The 24,333-nt window shown below is 59.4% G+C and carries 15 protein-coding genes and 1 riboswitch; of the genes, 11 read left to right on the forward strand and 4 right to left on the reverse strand.

The window, feature by feature from the left end:
* Nucleotides 1-59 precede the first annotated feature (59 nt).
* Nucleotides 60-3,275 carry a PD40 domain-containing protein gene (locus IPP95_14140; GenBank protein ID QQS72292.1) on the forward strand — a complete coding sequence of 1,072 codons (3,216 nt, stop codon included), beginning with the start codon at nt 60-62 and terminating at the stop codon, nt 3,273-3,275.
* Nucleotides 3,276-3,278: 3 nt separating this feature from the next.
* Complete coding sequence (locus tag IPP95_14145; protein QQS72293.1) at nt 3,279-4,517, forward strand: amidohydrolase; 1,239 nt, start codon at nt 3,279-3,281, stop codon at nt 4,515-4,517.
* A gap of 217 nt (nt 4,518-4,734) precedes the next feature.
* On the opposite strand, the gene recQ is transcribed toward IPP95_14145, so the two are convergent.
* Entirely contained in the window at nt 4,735-6,924 is a 2,190-nt protein-coding gene (recQ, locus tag IPP95_14150; protein QQS72294.1) for a DNA helicase RecQ, read from the reverse strand.
* 215 nt (nt 6,925-7,139) lie between these two features.
* Here recQ and tatC point away from each other — a divergent pair, with 215 nt between their 5' ends.
* From tatC to IPP95_14170, 4 genes are all read left to right on the forward strand, one after another.
* Nucleotides 7,140-7,973 carry a twin-arginine translocase subunit TatC gene (gene tatC, locus IPP95_14155; protein QQS72295.1) on the forward strand — a complete coding sequence of 278 codons (834 nt, stop codon included), beginning with the start codon at nt 7,140-7,142 and terminating at the stop codon, nt 7,971-7,973.
* Between the two features lie 23 nt (nt 7,974-7,996).
* Nucleotides 7,997-10,474, forward strand: coding sequence for a carboxypeptidase-like regulatory domain-containing protein (locus tag IPP95_14160; GenBank protein QQS72296.1), 2,478 nt, complete (start codon nt 7,997-7,999; stop codon nt 10,472-10,474).
* On the forward strand, nt 10,475-11,218 hold the full coding sequence (gene lptB / locus IPP95_14165; protein ID QQS72297.1) for an LPS export ABC transporter ATP-binding protein: 744 nt from the start codon (nt 10,475-10,477) through the stop codon (nt 11,216-11,218). It abuts the gene before it with no gap.
* Between the two features lie 76 nt (nt 11,219-11,294).
* Nucleotides 11,295-11,882 (forward strand): nicotinamide mononucleotide transporter, encoded by a 588-nt coding sequence (locus IPP95_14170; GenBank protein ID QQS72298.1) that lies wholly within the window; start codon nt 11,295-11,297, stop codon nt 11,880-11,882.
* On the opposite strand, the gene IPP95_14175 is transcribed toward IPP95_14170, so the two are convergent.
* Nucleotides 11,872-13,716 (reverse strand): T9SS type A sorting domain-containing protein, encoded by a 1,845-nt coding sequence (locus IPP95_14175; protein ID QQS72299.1) that lies wholly within the window; start codon nt 13,714-13,716, stop codon nt 11,872-11,874. The two genes, IPP95_14170 and IPP95_14175, sit on opposite strands and share 11 nt — an antisense overlap.
* Nucleotides 13,717-13,794: 78 nt before the next feature.
* On the opposite strand from IPP95_14175, the gene IPP95_14180 reads away from it, so the two are divergent.
* A complete protein-coding gene (locus IPP95_14180; protein ID QQS72300.1) occupies nt 13,795-14,313 on the forward strand; it encodes an ATP-binding protein in 519 nt (172 codons plus the stop codon).
* 21 nt (nt 14,314-14,334) lie between these two features.
* Nucleotides 14,335-14,425: riboswitch (TPP riboswitch) on the forward strand.
* Between the two features lie 36 nt (nt 14,426-14,461).
* Entirely contained in the window at nt 14,462-16,846 is a 2,385-nt protein-coding gene (locus tag IPP95_14185) for a TonB-dependent receptor (GenBank protein QQS72301.1), read from the forward strand.
* Between the two features lie 126 nt (nt 16,847-16,972).
* Here the strand turns inward: IPP95_14185 and IPP95_14190 are convergent, their stop codons facing one another.
* Nucleotides 16,973-17,713, reverse strand: coding sequence for a geranylgeranylglyceryl/heptaprenylglyceryl phosphate synthase (locus tag IPP95_14190; protein ID QQS72302.1), 741 nt, complete (start codon nt 17,711-17,713; stop codon nt 16,973-16,975).
* 178 nt (nt 17,714-17,891) lie between these two features.
* Between IPP95_14190 and IPP95_14195 the strand changes: the two genes are divergently transcribed.
* Nucleotides 17,892-19,205 carry an adenosylhomocysteinase gene (locus IPP95_14195; protein ID QQS72303.1) on the forward strand — a complete coding sequence of 438 codons (1,314 nt, stop codon included), beginning with the start codon at nt 17,892-17,894 and terminating at the stop codon, nt 19,203-19,205.
* A 336-nt stretch (nt 19,206-19,541) separates the two neighbouring features.
* Here the strand turns inward: IPP95_14195 and IPP95_14200 are convergent, their stop codons facing one another.
* On the reverse strand, nt 19,542-20,060 hold the full coding sequence (locus IPP95_14200; protein QQS72304.1) for a hypothetical protein: 519 nt from the start codon (nt 20,058-20,060) through the stop codon (nt 19,542-19,544).
* Here IPP95_14200 and IPP95_14205 point away from each other — a divergent pair.
* Nucleotides 20,059-20,358: a hypothetical protein gene (locus IPP95_14205; GenBank protein QQS72305.1), complete on the forward strand. Its 300-nt coding sequence runs from the start codon at nt 20,059-20,061 to the stop codon at nt 20,356-20,358. The two genes, IPP95_14200 and IPP95_14205, sit on opposite strands and share 2 nt — an antisense overlap.
* 255 nt (nt 20,359-20,613) lie before the next feature.
* Nucleotides 20,614-24,321: a carboxypeptidase regulatory-like domain-containing protein gene (locus IPP95_14210; GenBank protein QQS72306.1), complete on the forward strand. Its 3,708-nt coding sequence runs from the start codon at nt 20,614-20,616 to the stop codon at nt 24,319-24,321.
* Nucleotides 24,322-24,333 lie beyond the last annotated feature (12 nt).

Genomic DNA, 24,333 nt, shown 5'->3' on the forward strand with positions numbered 1-24,333 from the left:
GCGACTCCCACAAAAGTACCCCACACCCGCCGTGAACCGCCTATCCCGCTTCCTGATCCTTGTCGTTCGCGGCCCTGCTTGCCGTGGACGGCAGCGCCCAGTTCTACAACGGCAGCCAGCAGCAGTTCGGCAAGAACCGTGTGCAGTACAAGGATTTTCTTTGGTCGAGCTACCGCTTCCCGGAGATCGAGACCTACTTCTACAAGGAAGGCCGCGACGTGGCGAAGTACGTCTCCATCAGCGCCATGCGGAACAAGCAGGACCTGGAGAAGTTCTTCGACTACTCCATCGACGAGCGGGTGCAGTTCGTGGTGTACAATTCGCAGAGTGATTTCCGCCAGAGCAACATCGGCATCACGGATGATGAGCAGTACAACATCGGCGGCGTTACGCGGATCGTGGGCACCAAGGTGTTCGTGTACAACGAGGGCGACCGGGCACTGCTGGACCGGCAGGTGCGCTCCGGCGTGGCGCAGGTGATCTTGGACCAGATGATGTTCGGCGGCAACTGGCGCCAAGTGCTGAAGAACAGCACCCTGATGAACCTGCCGACGTGGTACACCAAAGGCCTGGTAGGCTATTGCGGCGGCCCTTGGAGCGCTACGGACGAGGGGCGTGTGCGGGACGGTGTGATCAGCGGGCGGTACGATAAGTTCAACCGCTTGGAAGGAGAGGATGCCGAGCTCGCCGGGCAGGCGCTTTGGAGCTATGTGGCCGATGTTTACGGTCCGGCGGTGATCCCGAACATCCTGTACATGACGCGGGTGAGCCGCAATCCGGACAGCGGCTTCATGTACGTGCTGGGCGTCTCGCTGAAGACCCTCACGGACGAGTGCTTCGGGCATTACCGGGCGCGCTTCACAGAGCAGGATCTGCAACGCAAAGCCATCGCATTGGACGAGCTGCATGTGAAGACCAAGAAATCCCGCACCTATTCCCAGTTCAAGCTGAGCCCGGACGGTAGCCGAGCGGCCTGGGTGAGCAATGAGCTGGGCCAATACAAAGTGTGGCTGTACGACTTCGGGACGAAGAAGGTGAAGAAGATCGCGAAGGGCGAGAAGAAGATCGACCGGATCATCGACACAAGCTACCCGGTGCTGGCGTGGCACCCCACGGGCAGCGCGCTCACTTGGACCACCGAACGCAAAGGCGAGCTTTACCTGAACACCTACACCACGGAGGATAAGAAGATCACGCGGAAGCCGGTGTTCATGTTGGACAAGATCCTCAGCATGAGCTACAGCGCGGACGGGCGCAACATGATCTTCAGCGGGGTGCGTGAAGGACGCACGGACCTCTACCTCTACTACGTGATCGGGAACCGGCAGGAGCAGCTCACGGACGACCAGTTCGATGACCTGGACCCGGCCTTCGCCGATGATGGACGTTCGGTCATCTTCAGCAGTGACCGGACCGACGACACCCTTCGGGCCAATGCCGAACCGCAGTGGTGGGAGACCTCGAAGGACATCTTCCGGTACGACCTGGCCGACCGTTCCAACCTGTTGACGCGCCTTACGAACACGCCGGGGGTGAACGAGCGGCAACCGGCCATGTATGACAGCACGAGCTACACCTGGCTCAGCGATGCGAACAAGCTGCAGGACCGCTGGGTGGCCCATTACGACAGTACGGTGAGCGCCGTGGACACCACCATCCACTACCGCTACTTCACCGTGGCCGAGCGGGCCTCCGACAACAAGCGTGGCATTCTGGAGCAGGACGTGAATGCTTCCCGCGGACGGTACTCGGAGCTGAACTACAGCCATGGGAAGTACCATTTCCACATCGGCTCCACGGCCGAGCGCAAACCGACGGAGGGTGGATCCGACGGGACAGGGCCGGGCGGCAAGAAGGATCAGGTACCGGGTTCGGTAACGGATGACATGAGCACCGTGGTGAAAGTGGATGTACCGGCGCCGGTGGACACGGGGGCCAACGCGGTGGACATCGGGAACTATCGTTTCAGTGATGAGGCCGCTGCCCCGGAACGCAAGGAAAGCACCGCCGAAACGCAGGAGGTGCCCACCATCGGGCTGCCCACTGTGGCCGCGGACAGCGCACGGATCACCACGTTACAATTCCCGGAACAGCGGAACTACAACGTGAACTTCTCCACGGACGAGGTACTGACGCAGTTGGACAACAGCTATGATTCGCAATTCTACCAGCCGTTGATCGGGCCGGATGCGCTCAACCCCGGCCTCAGCGGATTGACCAAGATGGCCATCAGCGACCTCTTCGAGGATTACAAGATCGTCGGCGGCTTCCGCTTGGCGCTGGACCTGAACAACAACGCCTACATGCTCAAATTCTCCAACCTCCGCAGACGGTTGGACAAGGAGATGATCTTCCAACGGCAGGCGACACAGGGCCTGAGCAACCTCGGCGTGGTGAAGTTGCACACGCACATGGCCACCTACCGCGTGTCCTGGCCGTTCAGTGAGCTGGCGTCACTCCGGGGATCCGTCACCTATCGGAACGACCGGTACGTGACGCAGAGCATCGACCAGTTCTCCCGTGCTGAGCCGAACGTGAACGACCAGACGGCGAGCGCGAAGCTGGAATACGTGTACGACAGCAGCCGGCCCCGCGGGCTCAATCTCTACACGGGCTGGAAGGCGAAGGTGTTCGGTGAGTACTACAAGCAGCCCGATGGCGCGAAGACCGACATGCAGGTGCTGGGCTTCGACATCCGCAACGGGATGACCATCCACCGCGACTTCATCTGGGTGAACCGCTTGGCGGGTTCCACCTCGTTGGGCAGCAGGAAGGTGGTCTTCTTCATGGGCGGGGTGGACAACTGGCTCTTCGCGAAGACGGACTATAGCATCCCCATCGATTTCACGCAGAACTACTACTACCAGAGCCTTGCGGTGCCCATGCGGGGCTTCTACTACAACGCCCGCAACGGAAGCGCCTTCGCCGTGCTGAACTCCGAGCTGCGCTTTCCGGTGTTCCGCTACCTGCTGGACCGCCCCCTGCGCAGTGACTTCCTCCAGAACTTCCAGGTGGTGGCCTTCGGCGATGCGGGTTCCGCATGGACCGGCAACGACCCGTACTCGGAGGACAATTTTTTCAACCGGCAGGTGATCCAGCGCAATCCGCTCACCATCACCATCCGCAACCAGCGGGAGCCCATCATCTACAGCTACGGCTTCGGGGTGCGGGCGCGTTTGCTCGGCTACTTCATGCGCGGCGATTGGGCCTGGGGCGTGGACGACGGCGTGATCCAGAAAGGGATCTTCCAGTTCTCCCTCAGCTTGGATATCTGAGCCATGGCGGAAGCGGACGAACGGTCCATCACAGCGGAGCGGATCAAGGCGCTCATACAGGCGTGCCACATGGACACGGTCGCCGTGCGGCGCCATCTCCATGCCCACCCGGAGCTGAGTTTCCAGGAACATGCCACGGGTGCGTACATCGCCGAACGTTTGGAGGCGCTGGGGATCGAAGTCCGGAAGGGTATCGCGGGCACGGGCGTGATCGGGGTGGTGAAGGGGGCCGGGCCGGGGAAGGTGATCTGCCTGCGCGCGGACATCGATGCCTTGCCGATCCAGGAGACGGGCGAAGTGCCCTACCGCTCACAGAACCCCGGAGTGATGCACGCTTGCGGCCACGATGCACACACCGCCATGGTGTTGGCGGCCGGGGGCATCCTACATGAGCTGAGGGCGGAATGGAATGGAACGGTATTGCTGCTGTTCCAGCCGGGAGAGGAGAAGATCCCCGGCGGTGCATCCTTGGTGTTGAAGGAGGGCGCGCTGAAAGACCCAGTGCCATCATCCATTCTCGGCCAGCATGTCACGCCGGAGTTGGAGGTGGGCAAGGTGGGCTTCCATGCCGGGCCGTTCATGGCCAGCAGCGATGAACTGTACGTGACCGTGAAAGGGAAAGGAGGACACGCGGCGATGCCGGAGAAGTTGATCGACCCGATCATGATCGCCGCGCGCTTGCTGATCGCGCTGAAGGAGGAATTTGAGCGCTACCGCAAGGACCGGCCCTTGGTGCTGGCGTTCGGTCGGGTGATCGCCGAAGGAGCCACCAACGTGGTTCCGGACGAGGTGCGCATTTCGGGCACCCTGCGCACTTTCGACGAAAATTTGCGCGCGGAATTGCACGAATGGCTCCCACGCTGGTCGAACGACTTCTGCGCTACGCATGGCGGCACCTGCGACTTCGAGGTGCGGCGCGGATATCCTGTTGTCGTGAATGACAAGGCCCTGACCGCGCGGATGCGGAAAGCCGCGGAGGAATTCCTCGGTGCGGAGCACGTGGTGGACATGCCCCGCCGCATGGGCAGCGAGGATTTTGCCTTCTACACACAGGTAATGCCCGGCAGTTTCCACCGCTTGGGCACCGGCAACCCGAAGACGGGGCCGGCGAAAGGCCTGCACACCCCTGATTTTAATATCGCTGAGGAGGCTATGGCTATTGGGGTTGGAGTGATGGTCTTTGGGGCGTTGGGGGAGCTAAGCCCTCATCCCCCGGCCCCTTCTCCCGGGGAGAAGGGGTGACGCCACCTGCTTGTGCGGTGCTGCTTGTGTACGGTGGTACGCTTTGCGCGTAGCGCAATTGCGCCAAAGGTGCGGTCCGATACATATCGGACCGCGCACGCCATGCCTCCGGCATGCACGCCTCGCGCTACAAGCGCGGGCGGACTCCCATCAAAAGGAAATGCGGCCACAGCGCTTAAAACGCTGGGCCGCACTCCTGACAACTGACAACGGACAACTAGTTCGCCACCTCGCTCATGAATTTCAGGCGCATCAGGCGTAGTTCCTCCTCACTGTAGTCGCCGTCAAATTCCTTGGCGGCCTCGTCTATGCTGTCGTTTTCGGCGGTGCGGAAGTAGTCCATGATCTCTTCTTGGGCATCCTCTTCGACCACATCGTCGAGGTGGTAGTTGATGTCCAGCTTGGTGCCGCTCATCACGATGGTCTCCATCTCGTCCAGGAGCGCATCCATGCTTAGGCCCTTGGCCTTGGCGATGGACTCCAAGGAAAGGCGCTTGTCGATGTTCTGGATGATGTGGACCTTGTTGCTGCTCTTCTTCATCACCGAGCGGACCACGGTCTCGTCGGCGCGTTCGATCTCGTTCTCCTCCACGTAGTCGGCGATCAGTTCCACGAAGGGCGTGCCGTACTTCTGTGCCTTGCCCGGGCCTACGCCGCTGATCAAGGTCAATTCCTCCAAGGTGATCGGGTAGCGCACGGTCATTTCCTCCAACGCAGGGTCCTGGAAGATCACGTAGGGTGCCAATTTGTTCTTCTTGGCCATTGTATGGCGCAGTTCCTTGAGCATCTTCATCAGGCGCTCGTCCGCAGCCCCGCCGCCTTTGCCATTCACCACGATGTCATCGTCCGGTGTGTCATCGGTCTCGATCTCGCGTTCCTTCGTGAAGGTGATGGACACGGGCTTCTTCAGGAATTTCTTCCCCTCTTCGGTGAGGCTGAGGTTGCCGTAGCTCTCGATGTCCTTGTGCAGATAGCCGCCCACGTTGGCTTGGCGCACCACGGCCATCCAGTGCTGTGATTCGTGCTCGCTTCCGGAGCCGTAGGCCTTGAGCTTGTCGCCCTTGTAGTTCTTGATCTCGCTGGTCTCGTTGCCGGTGAGCAGGTCGCAGATAAAGCGGGCGCGGTGGCGCTCCTTGCTCTCTTTCACCGCGTTGAGCACGAGCACGAGGTCGTCCTTGGCCTCAAAGTGATCCTTGGGGTTGTTGCAGTTGTCGCAGGCACCGCAGTTGTCGCCCGGCAGCTGCTCCCCGAAATAGTGGAGCAGGTACTTGCGGCGGCACATGCCGGTCTCGGCATAGCTCACGGTGTCGGCCAGGAGCTGCCTGCCGATCTCCTGTTCCGCAACAGGCTTGCCTTGGAGGAATTTCTCCAGTTTCTCGATGTCCTTGTAGCTGTAGAAGGTGATGCACTTGCCTTCACCGCCGTCGCGGCCTGCCCGCCCGGTCTCTTGGTAGTAACTCTCCAAGCTCTTGGGCACGTCGTGGTGGATCACGAAGCGGACATCGGGCTTGTCGATGCCCATGCCGAAGGCGATGGTGGCCACGATCACGTCCACGTCCTCCATCAGGAAGCGGTCCTGGTGGCTGGCGCGCTGGGAAGCGTCCATGCCGGCATGGTAGGGGAGCGCCTTGATGCCGTTCACCACGAGGGTCTCGGCGATCTCCTCCACTTTCTTGCGGCTGAGGCAATAGATGATGCCGCTGCGGCCGGAGTGCTGTTTCACGAAGCGGATGATCTCGCGGGCCACGTCCTTCTTGGGTCGGACCTCATAGTAGAGGTTGGGCCGGTTGAAGGAATCCTTGTAGGTGGTGGCCTCGGGGATATCGAGGTTCTTGAGGATGTCCTCCTGCACCTTTTCGGTGGCCGTGGCGGTGAGCGCGATCATGGGCACGCGCTTGATCTCATTGAAGATGGTCCGCAACCGGCGGTATTCCGGTCGGAAGTCATGCCCCCATTCACTGATGCAATGGGCCTCGTCGATGGCGAAGAAGCTGATCTGTATATCGGTGAGGAACTCCACGTTCTCCTTCTTGGTGAGGGATTCCGGCGCCACGTATAGGAGCTTGGTGATGCCCGCGCGGATGTCGTTCTTCACTTGTGCGGCCTCATTGCGGGTGAGGGAGCTGTTGAGGAAGTGCGCCACGCCGTTCTCGCCACCGAACCCACGCAGCAGGTCCACTTGGTTCTTCATCAAGGCGATCAGGGGGCTCACCACGATGGCGGTGCCCTCGCTCATCAGGGCGGGGAGCTGGTAGCAAAGGCTTTTGCCGCCGCCGGTGGGCATGATCACGAAGGTGTCCTTGCGGTCCAGAACACTTTGCACGATGGCTTCCTGATCGCCCTTGAAGGCGGTGAAGCCGAAAAATTGTTCCAAGGCTTCCTTGGGAGAGAGATCGACGTTCGTCATTAGTAGGTTATGCGGCGGAGCGTGCCGCAATAGGTTTATTGCTTAAAAGTAGGTCGATCGGGGGAACTTTCCGCTCAATCTTAACAACCCGTTGGAAAGCTGAAGGTGCCACTTGCCCGAACTCCTTAGCCCCCCGTTGAAAACCCGCCAAGGCATCCCGGACGGTGGGGATGGTCCCTTCTATCTTTGGCGCGGCCTTCTTTGGCCCTCGTTTTATGACCGAACCAAGGAAGGAGCTCACGTTCCTGGAACATTTGGAGGAGTTGCGTTGGACCTTGGTGCGGTCCGCGGCGGCGGTGGTGGCCTGCACGGTCCTTGCCTTCATTTACAAGGATTTCGTTTTCGACACCTTGATCCTGGCCCCGCAGCGCCCGGACTTCATCACCTATCGGCTCTTCTGCCAACTGTCCATCAAGTTCGGGCTGGACCGGTCCTTTTGTGCGGACAATACCGGCTTCACCCTGATGAACACCACCATGGGCGGCCAGTTCTTGGTACATATCATGGTCTCGTTCACCGCAGGTATCATCATCGCGTTCCCCTATGTTCTCTGGGAGGTGTGGCGCTTTGTGAAACCAGGCCTGGGCGGAGGGGAAAAACTGGCCGTGCGGGGCGTGGTCTTCTTCGCCACCCTGCTTTTCCTGCTCGGCGTGGCCTTCGGCTATTATGTGCTGGCCCCCATGAGCATTCAGTTCCTTGGCACTTACAAAGTGAGCGCATCGGTGCCCAACATAGTGGACCTCAACAGTTACATCGGCACCATCACCTCCCTTACGCTATGGACCGGTCTGGTGTTCGAGCTGCCCATGATCGTTTATTTCCTGGCACGCACAGGCTTGGTGGGCCCGGAATTTCTGCGCACCTACCGTCGCCATGCCTACGTGGCGATCCTCATCATCGGTGCCATCATCACCCCGCCTGATGTGACAAGCCAGTTGTTGGTCTCCCTGCCGCTGATGGCGCTTTACGAGGCCAGCATCTTTTTGGCCGCACGGACGCGAAGGGGCATGGAACGGGCGGAAAGGGCAAAGTCGATCGGGGGGCGATGAGGGGCCGGGCGATCCACACCACCATGCGCCTGATCGCGCTATTGTCGGGACTCGTGGTCCTGCAGGCCGCCATTGCGCAGACGACGCGCATTTCGGGCACCGTCACCGATGCGAACACGGGGGAGCCGCTTCCGTTCGTCAACATCAGTTTCATCGACAGCCGCGTGGCCACGAACTCGGACTTTGACGGCCATTACGCACTGGAGACCTACTACGCCACCGACAGCATCAAGGCGGGCAGTGTGGGCTATGTCCCGTTCACGGCCAAGGTGAAGCGGGACGTGGCACAGACCATCGACATCAAGATGCGGCCGAGCACGGCCGAGCTCAAGTCCGTAACGGTGACCTATGCGGGCAATCCGGCCTTTCCCATTCTGCGCAGGCTCATCGCCAATAAACCGGTGAACAACCGTGAAAAGCTGGGAGCATATCAGTACGATGCGTACAACAAGGTGGAGTTTGACATCAACAACATCACCGAGGATTTCGAGAAGAAGAAGCTCTTCAAGGACTTCGCGTTCATTTTCGACCACGTGGACACCACGGGCGGCAAGCGGTTCCTGCCCATCTTCATGACCGAAACGCTGAGCGAGGTGTATTACCGGCAACAACCCAAGGTGCGTCGCGAGCTGATCCATGGCTCCAAGACCAGCGGCGTGGAGAATGAGAGCATCTCCATGTTCATGGGGGACATGTACCAGAACGTGAACATCTACGACAACTTCCTGGTGATCTTCGGGAAGAACTTCATCAGTCCCATCGCCGACGGCGGAAAGGGTTTCTACGACTACCACCTGCTGGACAGCAACTGGGTGGGCAACAACTGGTGCTACAAGATCGCTTTCAAGCCAAAGCGGGTGCAGGAACTTGCCTTCACCGGTGAGATGCTGGTGAACGACACCAGCTACGCCGTGCGCAACATCGAGGCCAGCATTGCTCCGGGCGCCAACCTGAACTTCGTGCAGAGCTTCTCGGTGAAGCAGGAATACAGCGAGGTGAAGCCGGAGGTATGGATGCTGACGCACGACCAGTTGGTGGTGGACCTGAACATCATCCGTGACCGGGGCAAGCCCAACAAGCATGCCGTCCAAGGCTTCTATGGCAGGCGCACCGCCAGCTATCGTGATTTCGTGATCAACAAGCCCCGGCCGGACGAGTTCTACAAGGGCGCCGATGAGGTGGTGATGGACATTGATCCGCTGAGCGAAGGCGCCGCGTACTGGGATGAGAACCGGCACGAGAACCTCACGAAGCAGGAGCTGGCCATCTACCACATGGTGGACACGATGAAGACCATTCCGAGATTCCGGACGTACGTGGACCTTGTGACCACGGCGGTCACGGGCTATTACACCAAGGGCAAGATCGATATCGGGCCTTACTTCACCACCTACAGCTTCAACCCCATCGAGGGCAACCGCTTCCGCATCGGTGGGCGCACGAGCAGCGAATTCAGCACCCGGACCGAGTTCAATGCTTACACGGCGTACGGCACACTGGATCGGCGCCTCAAGTTCGGTGTCGGCGGCAAGACCTTCGTGAGCAAGACCTCACGGCAGATCGTGGAGCTGAGCTACAAACAGGATGTGGAGCAGTTGGGCGAAAGCGTGAACGCTTTCCGGCAGGACAACATCCTCAGCAGCGTCTTCCGGCGGACGCCCAACACGAAGCTCACCCTCGTGGAGGAGTCCAGGGCGAGCTACATGAGGGAGTGGTTCACCGGGCTGGACAACACGGTGATGCTCCGCTACCGTTCGCTTTATCCCTTGGGCGACCTGGAGTACCTGAAGCCCGGGGTCAACGGGGAGCCCGATGGGAAGATCAATGCCATTCATACCGCGGAGATCAGTCTGAACACGCGCTTCGCCTACAAGGAGAAATACATCAGCGGCGACTTCGCCCGGGTGAGCTTGGGCACGGATTACCCCACGGTGGAATTGCACCTGGCCATGGGGCTGCCCAAGCTCGCCCACAGTGAATACGGCTATCAAAAGGTGGTGGCGCACGTCTATCAACGCCTGCAGCTCGGTGCTTTGGGCTGGACCCGTATCAACGCGGAGGCCGGCCAAGCTTGGGGGGCCTTGCCCTACCCGCTGCTCATCCTGCACAGCGGCAACGAGACGTTCTACTATGACGATCTCGCATTCAATACCATGAACTATTTCGAGTTCATCAGCGACCGTTATGCACAGCTTTTCGTGGAGCATCATTTTGAAGGCTTGATCTTCAACCGTATCCCGCTGCTGCGCCGCTTGAAATGGCGTGAGGTAGTGGCCGGCAAGGCTGTGGTCGGCTCTTTGGACCGGGAGAAGCACGAAAAGGAGATGCTCTTGGTCCCGGGCATATACTCCTTGAATGACGGGCCTTATGTGGAGGTCAGCGCCGGGGTGGAGAACATCCTGAAGATGCTGAGCGTGGAGGGGGTATGGCGTTTGCGGTACAACGACCATCCGGGCACCCGGGCTTTCGCCCTACGTTTGAAGCTCTTCATCAACTTCTAGATGATCTTACGCGCTGAGCACATCGTGAAACGCTACAAACGCCGCACCGTTGTGGGCGGCGTGAGCGTGCAGGTGGAACAGGGCGAGATCGTGGGCCTGTTGGGGCCGAACGGCGCCGGGAAGACCACGAGCTTCTACATGATCGTGGGCTTAGTGAAGCCCAATGAGGGGCGTGTCTTCCTCGATGGTGACGACATTACGGACCTGCCGATGTACAAGCGGGCGCAGAAAGGCATCGGCTATCTGCCACAGGAGGCCAGCGTGTTCCGCAAGCTCTCTGTGGAGGACAACATCAAGGCCATCCTGGAGATGACCAAGCTGTCCAAGGCCGAGCAGCACCGGAAGCTGGAATCACTCCTGGATGAATTCGGCCTCGGCCACGTCCGCAAGAACATGGGCGACGTGCTCAGCGGCGGCGAACGCAGGCGTACGGAGATCGCGCGGGCCTTGGCCACCGAGCCGAAGTTCATTCTCTTGGACGAACCCTTCGCTGGCGTGGATCCCATCGCGGTGGAGGACATCCAGGGCATCGTATCACAATTGAAAAAACGCAACATCGGCGTGCTCATCACCGACCACAACGTGCAGGAGACGCTCAGCATCACGGACCGGGCCTACCTGCTTTTCGAAGGCAAGATCCTGAAGCAGGGAACTGCCGAGGAGCTCGCAGCGGACGAGCAGGTGCGGAAGGTTTATCTGGGGCAGAATTTCGTCTTGCGTAGAGCTGCAAGTCGTGAGTCTTGAGTCCGGAGTCTTGAGTCGGGAGTCCAACTTGGACAGACTCCCGACTCAAGACTAACAGACTCCCGACTTTCAATTAATGTCAACCATCACACTCTCCCTCTTAGAATGGACCGCCGTGGTGCTCAATGTCGGCTTCACGCTGTGCATCGCCTATGAGAAGCGCATCGGTTGGGCACTGGGATTCGCGGCAGGCGTGATCGGCGTGGGGCTGTATGCGCTGGCGCAGACCTGGGCCATGGCCTCGCTGAACGTGTACTACGTGGTGATGGCGGTCTACGGCTGGTGGAGTTGGGGCAAGGGCGATACGGAGAACGGTATCCGCACACAGTCCTATTGGGTCCATGCCGTGCTGGTGCCAGTGGGCGTGCTGGTGAGCTACGCGATGTCCATACTGCTTGTGCAGTACCTGAATGGTCGTTTCCCGCAGCTCGATGCGTTCGTCACCGTGTTCAGCTTCATCGCCACGTGGATGATGGCCCGCAAGCTGATCGCCAACTGGGTCTATTTCATCGTGACGGACAGCGTGGCGATCTACCTCAACTGGCGCATCGGTTACATGGGCTACACCTTGCTGAACGCGATGTACCTCGTGCTCTCGGTGATCGGTCTCATCAAATGGAGCAAGCTCTTGGTGAAGCAGCGGGTAGGTTCCCTCAATTCTTGACGAACGGTTGTGCCCGTACACGGCCGCTCCCTACGGCTCTCAACGTGTATGGACCGTTCGCCAACTGTTTGACATCCAAGGTGACCGTGCCGCCACGCAGGGGGTGTGTGAGCACTGTCCGACCCTGTGCATCCACTATTTCCAGGATGACATGTTCGGAAGGTCCATAGAGCGTCACGGTGAGCCGGTCGTGCGCGGGATTCGGGAAGAGCGCTATTCCAACGTTCTCCTGTAGTTCGTTCATGCCGGAGGTAAGGATCGTTTCTGCCACGTATTGAACGGTGTCGGCAACATTCTGGGTGAACTCACCTCCGGCATACAGTCCGATCGCGTCGGAAATGAAAGGGTTCGCGGCCAGTGCGTTCACTGGGCCGTTGAAGTAGGCCAAAGGCTCAAAGCTGTCGGGTGCGCCGGAAAAGCGCGCGAGGTGGAATCCGTTGATCATGCCTTGGAACATGCCGAAGGAGCCGCCCATGAACACATCGCCACCATTGAGCAACAACGCACGTACTTCCGGTGGGCCGGGCGCGGGTGAAACATAATCCACCAGGTTCGGCATCAATTGCTCCCAGTCCGATGCGTTCGCGCCGATCCGGGCCAACCCGAACAGCGGTGCGATGTTCGCGAGCATGGCGCCGCCCGCGTACAGTGTGCCCTCAACGTCCAGCAATGCACGCACCGTACCGTCAAGTCCGCCGCCTAATTGATGCCAACCCGTGTTGCCAAGAATGGCGACATGGTCGGCCTGCAGCACCGGGTCGCCGATCTCAACACCGGTGAATTCGCCACCGGCCACCAGTTTTCCATCATGCGTTCCGAGGCAACGGATCGGCGCGTAGAAATTTCCTGGTATCGGTTGCCACATCAACCCCGTACGACGCATCACGTATTCGTCCGCCCCTGCAAAGCCTTGGGTCTCGCCCGCTGCGTAAAGCGTATCGTTCAGCTCATGCAGCGCGAAGATCACGGGCATCTTCCCCTGGAACACGATGGAATACTCCCATTGCGTGCCGTTCCATTGCGCCAGATCGTTGATCCCGTTGATGTTGTACCCGCCGAGGTAGATGTCCTCGCCGTGTACCTCACCGCAGGTGATCGTGCCTGAAACGCCGTTCCCCAATGGGCTGTAGCTGGCCCCGTTCCATATCGCGACATTGTTGACGGCAACTCCGCCGGCCTGGGAGAACTCACCGGCCAGCAATACATTACCGTTCGAGAGGCCCAAGAGCACCTGCACGATCCCGTTCGTGCCGCCCCCGGGAGCTGTCCATTGGGTGCTAGGCGGATATCCCGGCTGGATCCATGCCAGCTCATCCTCCGTGAAGCCCTCCTGCACCGCCCACTGCAGCACGTCCGCGCGCTTCATGTCGTGCACGTATGCGAGGTTCATCTCCTCGCTGATGCTTTCCGCAAGGTCGCGGTGGCCGCTTTCGATCATCAATTGGCCCACGGCGCACGCCGTGCCGTGCGGATCGATGAAGACCGGGTTCCGGTACGGCAGCACATGGTTCCGGGGGAACAGGCCGCGGTCGGCGTATTTCTCAAGGTCGTTCAGCAATACGGCGCGTTTTGTTGCCGCATCGGCGGAAAGGCCTTCCGGTGAATGTGCACGCAGGTAGCCGGCGACGAGATGAAGGTGACGCGTGATCCGCTCCGCCTCGTTGGTGAAATGCACCGGCTCCGTATCGCTCGCCAGCACCGGGCCGGCCTCGGCCCATTGAGCGTTCACCTCCAACATGTGGCGGTGAAGCGGGGCCTCGGTCTGAGGGGCTAATTGTGCCTGTGCCACAAGTGCGAGGGAGAGTGAAAGGGAAAGGGTCAGGATGTTTTTCATGGTAGTGCGGGTTGTCGTTCTGGATGAAGACGCGTGTCACGCATCATCTGCTGCCTGCAAGCGAAGTTACTTTGCCCCATGCGTAAAGTGGTGGTCACCGGAGCGGAGTGCAGTGGCAAGTCCACCTTGTCCGAGGACTTGGCCAAGCATTACCGGGTGCCGTGGGTTCCGGAGATGGCGCGTGAATACCTTGATGCCTTGGATCGCCCCTATGATGAAAGTGACCTTCTGAAGATCGCCGAGCTCCAGTTGCGCGCGGAGGAGGAAAGGGCCGCTAGGGATCTATCGGTCCCTTCGTTGCTCGTGTGCGATACCGACTTGATCACCATCCGCATCTGGGGTGAGGAGAAGTATGGCCGTAGTGATCCGTGGATCGTGCAGCAGACCATGGACCGCCCGTATGATCTTTGGCTCCTATGCCGTCCGGAAATTCCGTGGATCTACGACCCGCAACGCGAAAATCCGCAAGACCGGGGCCGGCTTTTCGCGGTGTATGAAACGACGTTGAAGGCGTTGGGAAAACCGTATGTGATCATTGAAGGTGGAAGGGAAGAGCGGTTACGTCGATCGATCGCCGCGATGCAGAAGATGATATGAGGGATCATTGTAGTTTTGTCCCGTCATGCATCGGGGTGCCCCAAAAGGGCTGAGATCAAACCCGTAGAACCTGGGCAGGTAATGCTGCCAAGGGACCGCGCCGGAACCCCGGAGCACCTCCTTGCCAGACATAAGATCACGGAGGACGATGAAGAAGCTTTTCTCGGTCTGGGTTTCGGTGATGTTGGTGAACATGGCGTTCGCCCAAGTGAAATTGAACGGAACGGTACATGATGTCGAAGGTGTACCGGTGCCGTTCGCCAGCGTGTTGCTTGGCGATCAGGGATCGCTCGCCCCCACGGATGCCCAAGGTGCGTTCCACGCGAGCGGCCTTTTTACCGGCGAGTTGCGCATACGCGTTTCCGGTGTCGGCTTCGTTCCGATGGATACTGTGGTCCTGTTGAACCCGGTCGACAATTACGTGCTTCTTACGCTTGCACGAAGCACCGTCCAGCTTTCCGCCGCCGAGGTCACCGCGTTGCGTGCCGGCGACCGTGCGCCTTTTGCCAAGAGCACCTTGAGCGCTGAGGACATTGCCAAGATCAATACCGGTGCGGACCTGCCGTACCTGCTGGACATGCAGCCCAGTGTAGTGGTGGGCAGCGATGGCGGCACCGGCATTGGCTATACGAACATGCGGATCCGCGGAAGTGATGCCACGCGCACCAACATCACGCTCAACGGCGTGCCTTTCAACGATGCCGAGAGCCAGGGCGCTTTCTTAGTGAACCTGCCGGACCTTGCCACCAGTGCGGAGGACATCGAGGTCCAGCGTGGCGTGGGCACCAGTACCAACGGCCCGGGAGCGTTCGGTGCGAGTGTGAATTTGCGCACCACTTCCGTGAAGCGCGAGGCTTGGGGTTTGATCGATGTCGGCGGCGGATCCTACAACACGCAACGCTATTCCGTCAGCGCTGGAACCGGCTTGATCGGGGACAAGTTCAGCCTCGACATGCGCCTTTCGTCCATCACCAGCGACGGCTACATCGACCGCGCCAGCGCAGACCTGAAGAGCTATTTCCTGCAAGGCGCATGGGTGGGGAAGACGCGCTCGCTACGCTTCATCACCTTCCGCGGAAAGGAAGTGACCTATCAGGCATGGGACGGTGTGCCGGGCGACGTGATCGACACCAACAGAACGTACAACGGCTTCGCTTACGACAACCAGGTGGACCACTATGACCAGACGCACTACCAATTGCTCTTCGATCAAACGTTGGGTGCGAACACCACGCTGAACGTGACGTTGTTCCGGGTGCTCGGCGCGGGCTACTACGAGCAGTACAGGCGCGATGATGACCTGGCCACCTATGGCATCGCACCGGCGGTGATCAACGGGGACAGCATCAGCACCACGGACATCATCCGGCGGCGCTGGCTGGCCAATACGCTCACCGGTGCGAACCTCAGCGCGGACATCAAGCTGGGTGCGCATCAATTGATACTTGGCGGCAGCTACAGTGATTATCGCGGTGAACACTTTGGCGAAGTGATCTGGGCGCGCTACGCCGGGAACACGGACATACGCGATCGCTACTACGACAACAAAGCCAAGAAGACCGATGCCAACGGCTTCGCAAAACTGACCTATGCGCTGAACACCAAGGTCGACCTCTATGGCGACGTGCAGCTCCGCAACGTGGGTTACAACTTCCTCGGCTTCAACAATGACCTGTACAACGTGACGCAGCAAGTGGACTACACTTTCTTCAACCCCAAAGCCGGGCTGCTCTGGCGTGTCGGAGAAGGCGGAAAAGCATACGCATCCTTCTCCGTGGCCAACCGCGAACCGAACCGTGATGACCTCGAAGAGACCACGCCAAGCAGCCGTCCCAGTCCGGAGCGTCTCTTCGATTACGAGCTAGGCTACGAGCGCCGCGCCGGTCGCTGGAATGCGGGCATCAATGCCTACTACATGGACTACACCGACCAGCTCGTGCTCACCGGTGAACTGAATGATGTGGGCGCTGCCCTGCGCACCAACGTGCCAGAGAGCTACCGGGCAGGGGTGGAGCTGATGTTCGCCGCACAGATCGCCAAGGCGCTGACGTGGAAGGCCAATGCCACCTTCAGTATGAACAAGGTCCGCAACTACACCGAATATGTGGACGATTGGGACAACGGCGGCCAGGTCGCGGTGCATAATGCTTCCAGCGATCTCGCGTATTCACCCAGCAGCATCGCGGCAAGCGAGCTCAGCGTACGCGTTTGGGAGAAGGCCAAGAAAGGTCGCGCGGAGCTCACCCTTGTCACCAAGTGCGTGGGACAACAATATTTGGACAACAGCGCCAGCAGTGAACGCATGCTGGATGCATACGTGGTGAATGATCTCCGCGCCAATGTCTCGTTGTTCAGTTTGAAAGGCACTAAGAGCGTGGACTTCAACCTGACCGTGCGCAACATCTTCAGCGAGCATTACGAGAGCAACGGCTGGGTCTATAGCTACATCAGCGAGGACCGCAGGCAGGAGCAGGTGGGGCTATTTCCGCAGGCACCGATCAATGTACTGGGCAGGGTTAGCGTGCGGTTTTGAAAGAGCGGTGGCTGCTTGGATCAGCGTTCATCTGCGTTTATCCACGGTTCAACATTGAAGAAGCTATCTGGATCAACCTCGCATTCTCCGCGCCTCTGCGCCTCAGCGGCCAGAACTGTGCGCTCTTTACCCATGCACCGCTTCGCTCATGGCGAAGATGTGCTCCGGGTCCTGCTCGAAGGCTGTTCCCACCACCAGTACGTCCGCTCCAGCCTCGCACAAAGCCTGCGCGGTTTTCACGTCACGGATGCCTCCCCCGATGATGATCGGTAGCTCCACGCTCTTGCGGACCGCGGCGATCATTTCCGGTGAGACCGTGCGTTGGGCCCCGCTGCCGGTATCCATATAGATGGTGCGCAGTCCCAGCAATTCGCCGGCGATGGCCGTGGCCGCAGCGATGCCCGACTTGTCGTGCGGAATGGGCACGGTCTGGCTCACATAGCTCACGGTGGTGGGTTTGCCGCCGTCCACAAGCATGTAACCAGTGGGAATGGCCTCGATGCCCATTGCGCGGATGGTGGGCGCGGCCGTGACATGGTGACCGATCAACAGCTCCGGATTCCGTCCGCTGATGAGGCTGAGAAAAAGCACCGCATCGGCGTGCTTGCTCAGTTGTGCCGGGCTGCCGGGGAAAAGCACCACGGGCCGGTCGCCCCATTGTTTCACCAATTGCACGCAGCGGTCGAAGGCTGCCGAGGTAAGCAGGCTTCCGCCCACGAAGATCAGGTCGGCCTTGGCCATGCAGGCATTCTGCACGGTTTGTTCCAACCGGGCTTCGTCCGCACCGAAGTCGGGGTCGACCAGCACGGCGAGCATCTTCCGCCCACTGGCCTTTGCCGCTCCGATCAGGTCGATCACGTTGCCCATGCCGCGAACTTAGACAAGGAACGCGGAAAGGATAGAACGCAGATGACGCTGAAAGAGTGGATCCACGATGATCGGATGGATACTTTCATTGACAGCATCCGTGACCATCAGCCCTTTCTGCGTCATCTGCGTTCCATCAGACTTAATTACCTTTGCACTCCTTTTGAAAACACGGAACATGCCCCAGACCCAAGAACAGCTCAAGTACAAAGTGAAGGACATCGCGCTCGCCGAATGGGGGCGCAAGGAGATCGAACTGGCCGAGGCCGAGATGCCCGGACTGATGGCCCTCCGCACTCAGTACAAAGGCAAGAACCCGCTGAAGGGCGCGCGCATTGCGGGCTGCCTGCACATGACCATCCAGACCGCCGTGTTGATCGAGACCCTCGTGGACCTCGGCGCGCAGGTAAGCTGGAGCAGCTGCAACATCTTCAGCACGCAGGACCACGCCGCCGCTGCCATCGCTAAAGCGGGCATTCCGGTGTTCGCTTGGAAGGGTCTCAACGAAAAGGACTTCGACTGGTGCATCGAGCAGACCATCTTCGCTTTCGAGGGCGGCGAGCCGCTGAACATGATCCTCGACGACGGTGGCGACCTCACCAACATGGTCTTCGACAAGTTCCCCGAGCTGACCAAGAACATCAAGGGCCTCAGCGAAGAGACCACCACCGGTGTTCACCGCCTGAAGGAGCGCCAGAAGAACGGCACCTTGGTCATGCCCGCGATCAACGTGAACGATAGCGTTACCAAGAGCAAGTTCGACAACAAGTACGGCTGCAAGGAAAGCGCAGTGGACGCCATCCGCCGCGCAACCGACGTGATGATGGCCGGTAAAGTGGCCGTGGTCGCAGGTTACGGCGATGTGGGCAAAGGCACCGCAGCTTCCCTGAAGGGAGCAGGCGCGCGCGTGATCGTCACCGAGATCGACCCCATCTGCGCATTGCAGGCCGCCATGGACGGATTCGAAGTGAAGAAAATGGCCAACGCCGCACCGCGTGCGGACATCATCATCACCACCACCGGTAACCGCGACATCATCCGCGGCGAGCATTTCGAGGCGATGAAGGACAAGACCATCGTCTGCAACATCGGCCACTTCGACAATGAGATCGATATGGCTTGGATGAACAAAAACCACGGCAGCACCAAGGTGGAGATCAAGCCGCAGGTGGACAAATACACTGTGAATGGCAAGGACATCCTCATCCTCGCGGAAGGCCGCTTGGTGAATCTCGGCTGTGCCACCGGCCACCCCAGCTTCGTGATGAGCAACAGTTTCACCAACCAGACCCTCGCCCAACTGGAGTTGTGGAACAACAGCGGGAAGTACGAGAACAAGGTGTACGTGTTGCCGAAGCTTCTCGATGAGATGGTGGCCAAACTGCACTTAGCCAAGATCGGCGTGGAGCTGGAGGAGCTCACCGATGTACAGGCCAAGTATATCGACGTGCCGAAGAACGGCCCGTTCAAGACGGACGACTACCGGTACTGAGTAGTTGTCGGTTGTCGGTTGTCAGTTGACAGGAGTGCGGCCCAGTGTTCAATACGCTGGGGCCGCACTTCGTTTTGTGTCCGCTCGCGCTTGTAGCGCGAAGCGTGCGAGCGCAATTGCGCAACACGACAGAAGGCATGGCCACACGTCCCCCCGCGAATTGCATTACCTCTGCGCAGTAGCTACGCGAGACATTCAGCGGAACGTGCAGAGAGCACCAGCACAGGAATGCCCACCGCGCAAGCAGGTGGAGTCACCCCTCTCCCTGGGAGAGGGGAAGGGGTGAGGGCTTGAGAACGTCTGACAACGAACAACGAACAACTTAACCCCAAAGGGTCAGTTGAAGATGTGAAGGTTGGTACCGTTGAAGGTGGTATGGTACTGCTTCAACCCGAGCGAAGCCGGGCCTTGGACGATACCGCCGTCCATCAGGAGAAAGGCACTGCCACAATGGTCCGTGGAAACGGTATCCCGGGCGATCACTTGACTATCATCCACGTAGACCCTGCACAGGTCCTCCGGGCGGTAGGTGCAATGCCGGTCCAAAGCGGTGAACTCGTCCGGGCTCTTTCGGTATACGATCAACCCCTCGGAGCCCCCGTTGATGTATAACCAACCGCCCGTGACCGCGAGCGCATTGTAGGCAGGCAGGTTCACGTTGATGTTGATGTCCACATTGACGAGCGGGACATCCACCTTCTTTTCCTTCTTGCATCCCGGTGCAAAGAGGGCTGCGGAAAGGGCGAGCAACACAAGGTGAAATGCCTTCATCAACAAGAGATCGTGCGTGCATAACGACGCGGCGCGAAGGTAGGTATGCGTGCCCGGCACGAAATTGGCGGCCGCTCCGGACATGAAACGCAGGATCCTCCGCCTCATCACCGTTCTCCTTCTGGTATTGGCCGCAGCGCCTGTGGTCCATGCGCAGGAAGGCATCAGCAAGAAGAAGCAGGACAAGATCCAGCGGGACAAGAAGAAGAATGATGTCAAGGAGGTGAAGAAGGAGGAGAAGCGCATTGCGAAGAAGCATCTGGCGAACCAGGGCAAAGCCACCCGCAAGCGGATGAAGCGCCACAAGCGCCGGGCCGATAAGCAAGGCAACAGCGGCCATCGGGACCCCTTTCTGCGCAGGCTTTTCGGCTCAAAGCACTAGCTTCTGACCTGTATATCCGCGCTCCGATCTGGTAGCGCGGTTTGATGGTTTTTGGGACTTCATGGGCATACCTTGCTACCGCATCAACGGTCAAGGTAATTCCCAATGAACCCTAATATCCAGCGCAAGGCAAATGTCGCTTCTCGCGATTTCCCGCGCCCATCAACGGGTTCCGACGGTTTGCGCATTCGAGGACTTTTCTATCTTTACGCCCCCTCGTTGCCTATCTTAAAAGAACGTAACACCCAACCGTTGATGCTGAGAAGATTATGCTCGGCCGCTGTCATCGTCATTTGCAGTGCGCTCGGTCTGAATGCCCAAGTGGGCTCAGGAACCCTCCAAGGCACCGTCAAGGACAAGAAGTCGGCGGAACCCCTACCATTTGTGTCCATCGTGTTGGAGAACCGGGGTGCCAAGGTGGCCTCAGGCCAGTCCGACTTCGACGGCAACTATAAGATCAGTCCGATCGAACCGGGCACCTATGACGTCACCGTGAGCTACGTGGGCTATCAGCCCACCAAGGTCACCGGCGTGGTGGTGAACAGCAACAAGATCACCTTTCAGGATTTCGACCTCAATAGCGGGGTGGAACTTTCCGATGTGGAGGTGATCCGTTACAAGGTGCCCCTGATCGATAAGGACGGCGGTGCATCGGGGACCACCGTGACCAGGGACCAGATCGCCAAAATGCCGACACGCTCGGCCAGTGCGATCGCCACGACAGTGGCGGGGGCAAGCACGGCGGGTACCGGTGGCGGCATCAGCATCCGGGGCGCACGTTCGGAGAACACCTATTACTATATAGACGGTGTGAAGGTCCCGGCAGGTGCGGGCATCGGCCTGCCCAAGAGCGCCATTGAGGAAGTTCAGGTGATCACCGGCGGTGTGCCCGCCAGTTACGGTGACGTTACCGGGGGCTTGGTGAACATCACCACGCGCGGACCCAGCCGCAGCTTCTTCGGGGGCGTGGAATATCTTACCTCCGGTTACAAGACCGGTCCGGATATCACGGACATCACCGGATTGGACAAGTATGCCTTCAATCAGCTGGAGGCGAGCCTGTCAGGCCCCTTGTTCTTCAAGAAGGACAGCCTCGGTAATAAGGAGAAGCCGTTGTTGGGCTTTTTCTTCAGCGGGCAGGCAACGGACGTGGTGGACGGCGGCCCGCTCTGGGGGGGCGACCTCCGCGTGAAGCCGGGGGTCCGGGACCAGTTGCTGAGCACGCCCTACCGCGTGGTGAACGTGGCGGGCAATCCCGTGGTGCGCTATAATTCGGACTATCTGCGTGCCGATGACGTGGAGCGGATCGATACCCGCCAGAACGCCAGGAACAGGAGCGCGCTCGCTTCCGGCAAGATCGACATCACCACCACGCCCACCATCAACCTGTCCGTGGGCGGGTCCATGGACCTGAGCAACAACCAGAGCTTCAACCGGAACAACTCCCTGCTCAACGCGGAGAACAATACCGAATTCCACAACAGCACATGGCGCACCTTCCTGCGCTTCACTCAGCGCTTCAACAGCAAGGAGGAAAGTGCTGAGGACCACGGTAAAGGAGGTATCAAGAACGCGTATTACAGCATTCAGCTCGACTACTCCCGGTTCAGCCAGAAAAGCGAGAGTGAGTCCCATGGCGACAATTTGTTCGATTATGGCTACCTCGGGAAGTACACCACCGACCGCGTGCCCACCTACAACCAGCTCAGCGGCAAGCAGACGGGCTTCATGGACACCCAGGTCCACTTCACGCCTTCGGACCAGAACCCCGATGCTGCGGCCTTCCCGGAACAGTATTTCTCACTTTTCCCCGAAGGGTCGCAGTTCTACCAGAATTTCCTCAACGTTCAACAGAACGGTGGCCTGTTGAACGGCCAGGTGCCCGGGAGCGTGTATAACCTCTGGAACAACGTAGGCGGACTGAGCAATCAATATTCAAGCTACCAGTCCGATCAAGCACGGGTATCAGCGACCGGTGCGGCGGATATCGGCAAGCACGCCGTGAGCATAGGTGTGGAGTACGAGCAGCTTACCCAGCGCTCCTATGTACTGGCGCCGGTCGGGCTTTGGACCCGTGCACGCGCGCTCACCAACTTCCACTTGCGGGAGCTGGACAGAAGTGACTCCACCATCGTGCAGGGCCCGTTCGGTGTGATCTACACCAACTACAGCCGCTTGGTCGGTGATGACCAGACGGTGTTCGACTACAACTTGCGGCAAGCCCTCGGCCTCGACCCGCGCGGCAAGGACTTCATCGATGTGGACGCCTTGGACCCTTCTGTGTTCTCCCTGGACATGTTCTCACCGGACGAACTGATCCAGGACGGGAACGGAGGCATGATCAACAGCTACTACGGTTATGACTACACCGGCAAGAAATTGAAGAGCCGCCCCAGCTTCTCCGATTTCTTCAATGATTTCAAGCTGATCGGCAACGATTCCTCCTACACGCGCTTGCAAGCGCCGTTCCAGCCGATCTACGTGGCCGGCTACGTCATGGACAAGTTCGCCTTTGACGACATCATCTTCAACGTGGGCGTCCGCGTGGACCGGTATGATGCCAACCAGAACGTGCTGAAGGATCCCTATCTCTGGCGCCCGGCCTACAAGGCAGGCGATGGGCAGGTGCAGGACCTGTACAACGGCAATAACCCACGACCGAGCAACATCGGCGACGACTACGTGGTGTACGTGAACAACAGCGCCGATCCCACGGCCATCGTGGGCTATCGGGACGGTGACAACTGGTACAACGCACAGGGTGAGACCGTGGTGGACCCCTCCGTTCTGCGCCAATCGGACGGCATCCAGCCTTATCTGGTAGACTACAATAACGACCCGGCCGGCAGCCTGACCGGCTCGAAATTGCGTCAGGAGGCCTTTGAGGTATACAACCCGAAAGTGAACGTGATGCCCCGCATCGCCTTCTCGTTCCCCATCAGTGATGAGGCCGTCTTCTTCGCGCACTATGACATCCTCACCCAACGTCCCACGGGCTTCAGCCGGTTGGACCTCTTAGGCTATGCGTATATCGAGAACACGGGGAACATCCTGACCAATCCCAACTTGAAGCCCACCAAGACGATCGACTATGAGCTGGGCTTCCAACAGGTGCTCAGCAAGTCCTCCTCGCTGAAGCTCTCCGCCTACTACCGTGAGCTGCGTGACCAGATCCAAGTGCGGAACGTGGCCCAGGCCTGGCCCACCACCTACCGCACATACGACAACGTGGACTTCGGCAACGTCATCGGCTTCACCACCACCTATGACCTGCGCCGCACCAAGAACGTCTGGTTGCGCGCCAGCTACACCCTGCAGTTCGCCAAGGGCACCGGCTCCGACCCCAACACGACGCTCTCCCTGATCAACGCCAACCAGCCCAATTTGCGCACCATCTTCCCGCTCAGCTTCGACCAGCGCCACCGCTTCCAAGGCACCGTGGACTTCCGCTACGGCGAGGGCAGCGACTACAATGGCCCGATGCTCTTCGGCAAGAAGATCTTCCAGCGCACGGGCATCAACGTGGTGGCGGACCTCGGCAGCGGTACGCCGTACAGCCGTTCGTCCCGGGTATACAACGAGGGCGAGGGCAGCGGGACCTATCTCTTGGACGGCTCGCTCAACGGGGCCAACCTGCCGTGGCAGTTCAACACCAGCCTGGTGGTGGACCGCGACATCCCGCTGGTGTTCGGCAAGGATAAGGGTGACAAGGCCAAGCGCACCAACCTGAACATCTATCTGCTGGTCAGCAATGTGTTCAACACCCAGGTGATCACGAACGTTTACCGCGCCACCGGTGCGGCGGATGACGACGGCTTCTTGGCCTCCTCCGAATATGCGAGCTACATCGCCTCCAAGAATGATCCCCAGAGCTACAGTGACCTTTACGCACTGAAAGTGGATTCCCCTTACAACTACGGAGCGCCGCGTACCATCCGACTGGGCGCACGCTTCGATTTCTGATCCCACACTGAA

The sequence above is a fragment of the Flavobacteriales bacterium genome (assembly GCA_016700415.1).
Taxonomy (GTDB): domain Bacteria; phylum Bacteroidota; class Bacteroidia; order Flavobacteriales_F; family PHOS-HE28; genus PHOS-HE28.

Bases quoted from the DNA above. Each gene is read 5' to 3' on its own strand.
- IPP95_14145 (QQS72293.1), top strand. From the start codon at position 3,279: ATGGCGGAAGCGGACGAACGGTCCATCACAGCGGAGCGGATCAAGGCG.
- recQ (QQS72294.1), bottom strand. From the start codon at position 6,924: ATGACGAACGTCGATCTCTCTCCCAAGGAAGCCTTGGAACAATTTTTC.
- tatC (QQS72295.1), top strand. From the start codon at position 7,140: ATGACCGAACCAAGGAAGGAGCTCACGTTCCTGGAACATTTGGAGGAG.
- IPP95_14160 (QQS72296.1), top strand. From the start codon at position 7,997: ATGCGCCTGATCGCGCTATTGTCGGGACTCGTGGTCCTGCAGGCCGCC.
- lptB (QQS72297.1), top strand. From the start codon at position 10,475: ATGATCTTACGCGCTGAGCACATCGTGAAACGCTACAAACGCCGCACC.
- IPP95_14170 (QQS72298.1), top strand. From the start codon at position 11,295: ATGTCAACCATCACACTCTCCCTCTTAGAATGGACCGCCGTGGTGCTC.
- IPP95_14175 (QQS72299.1), bottom strand. From the start codon at position 13,716: ATGAAAAACATCCTGACCCTTTCCCTTTCACTCTCCCTCGCACTTGTG.
- IPP95_14180 (QQS72300.1), top strand. From the start codon at position 13,795: ATGCGTAAAGTGGTGGTCACCGGAGCGGAGTGCAGTGGCAAGTCCACC.
- IPP95_14185 (QQS72301.1), top strand. From the start codon at position 14,462: ATGAAGAAGCTTTTCTCGGTCTGGGTTTCGGTGATGTTGGTGAACATG.
- IPP95_14190 (QQS72302.1), bottom strand. From the start codon at position 17,713: ATGGGCAACGTGATCGACCTGATCGGAGCGGCAAAGGCCAGTGGGCGG.
- IPP95_14195 (QQS72303.1), top strand. From the start codon at position 17,892: ATGCCCCAGACCCAAGAACAGCTCAAGTACAAAGTGAAGGACATCGCG.
- IPP95_14205 (QQS72305.1), top strand. From the start codon at position 20,059: ATGAAACGCAGGATCCTCCGCCTCATCACCGTTCTCCTTCTGGTATTG.
- IPP95_14200 (QQS72304.1), bottom strand. From the start codon at position 20,060: ATGTCCGGAGCGGCCGCCAATTTCGTGCCGGGCACGCATACCTACCTT.
- IPP95_14210 (QQS72306.1), top strand. From the start codon at position 20,614: ATGCTGAGAAGATTATGCTCGGCCGCTGTCATCGTCATTTGCAGTGCG.